This window comes from Marinobacter sp., assembly GCF_041686475.1.
Classification (GTDB): domain Bacteria; phylum Pseudomonadota; class Gammaproteobacteria; order Pseudomonadales; family Oleiphilaceae; genus Marinobacter.
In genome coordinates, this window is record NZ_JAWLDU010000096.1 from 1 (window position 1) to 1,574 (window position 1,574).

At 58.7% G+C, this 1,574-nt stretch carries 1 protein-coding gene; it reads left to right on the top strand.

All coding sequences use genetic code 11. The annotated features are described in order from the left end of the window. A partial coding sequence (locus ACESMB_RS14215; RefSeq protein ID WP_372971898.1) for an NAD-glutamate dehydrogenase domain-containing protein occupies nucleotides 1-1,574 on the top strand: 1,574 nt, incomplete at both ends.

Below are 1,574 nucleotides of genomic sequence, written 5' to 3' on the forward strand. Positions count from 1 at the left end.
CCCAATGAGCTGATCAGAGCACTGTTGATGGCGCCCGTGGATATGCTGTGGAATGGCGGCATTGGCACTTATATGAAAGCGGTAAGGGAGTCCCACGAAGACGTGGGTGACAAAACCAATGACGCTCTGAGAGTGGATAGCCACCAGTTACACTGCCGGGTGCTTGGAGAAGGCGGTAATCTGGGCTTCACCCAGCTTGGCCGCATAGAATTCGCCCGCGCCGGCGGGGCGGCCAACACTGACTTTATCGATAATGCCGGCGGGGTGGATTGCTCGGACCACGAGGTAAACATAAAGATCCTCCTCAATGAGCAGGTGGGGCGCGGGCTGATGACGCTGGACCAGCGCAACCAGATGCTCAGGGCGATGACGGCCGAGGTGGCAGAGCTGGTGTTGCGCAACAATTATCGTCAGGCCATGGCGCTTAGCCTTGCCCAAAGCGGTTCCGTTGCCACCACTGACGAATACGAGCGCCTGATGCGGCGCCTCGAAGCAGAAGGCAGGCTGGATCGGGCTCTGGAATTTTTGCCTGATGATGACGAACTCAGGGAGCGCAGAGAGCGTTCATCCGGCCTTACGCGCCCGGAGCTTTCAGTGTTGATTTCCTACGCCAAGATCGAACTCAAACAGGCGTTGCTCACCACGTCTATTGTCCACGACCATCGCTTTGTCCGGGCGCTTTATTCGGCTTTCCCGTCATCATTGCTCGAGCACTTTCCCGAGGCGATTGATTCCCATCCGCTACGCGCGGAAATCTCGGCCACCCAGATCGCTAACGATATGGTGAATCGCATGGGTATAAGCTGGGCGGATAAACTCCGGAACGCCACTGGCGCAGGCTACGGCCGCATTGCTGCAGCTTACCTGATCTCCCTCGAGATCCATGACGTAGAGACCCAGTGGAAAGCCATAGAAGGGCTGGATGGAAAGATTGGCTCCGAAGTGCAGGCAGAACTGTTCAGCGACGTCATTGGCCTGGCTACCCGCAGCACCAGTTGGCTGTTGCATAACTGCCGCAGCGATCTTGATCCGCAGTCCTGTGTCGGGCACTACCAGGTACCGCTGGCAGAGGTGCTGGCTTCCACCGAGAGCCTGGAAGCGGTGATTCCTGCAAGTCGTTGGCAGGAACGCTATGATAGGTATTGTAAGCAGACAGTTCCTGAGGAGCTGGCAGCTTACGCGGCGTCGGCAGAAAGCCGCTACTGGTTGATGGACATCGTTGAGATCGGCCGCCAGCAGGGACAGGATCTGACGTCGGTAGCCAGGGTATATTTCAGCCTCGGGGAAGGTCTCAACCTGACCTGGCTGGACCGGCAGATGCTCGGTTACAGGGCCCGCGGCCACTGGCAGGTACTGGCAACGCTCCACTATCGGGACGAGCTGGACCACCAACTACGGAATCTCACCGCCAGCGTGCTTTCCAAGGCACCCGAGGGAGAGGGCGGCAAGGCGTCGCCGGAGCAAATGCTGGAAGCCTGGCGTGGTGACAAGCAGGCGCTCCTGATCCGCTGGCACCGGATGTTGGGAGACATGCAGACAGCGAGTGATGTCGATTGTGCAGTCTTCGCCGTTGC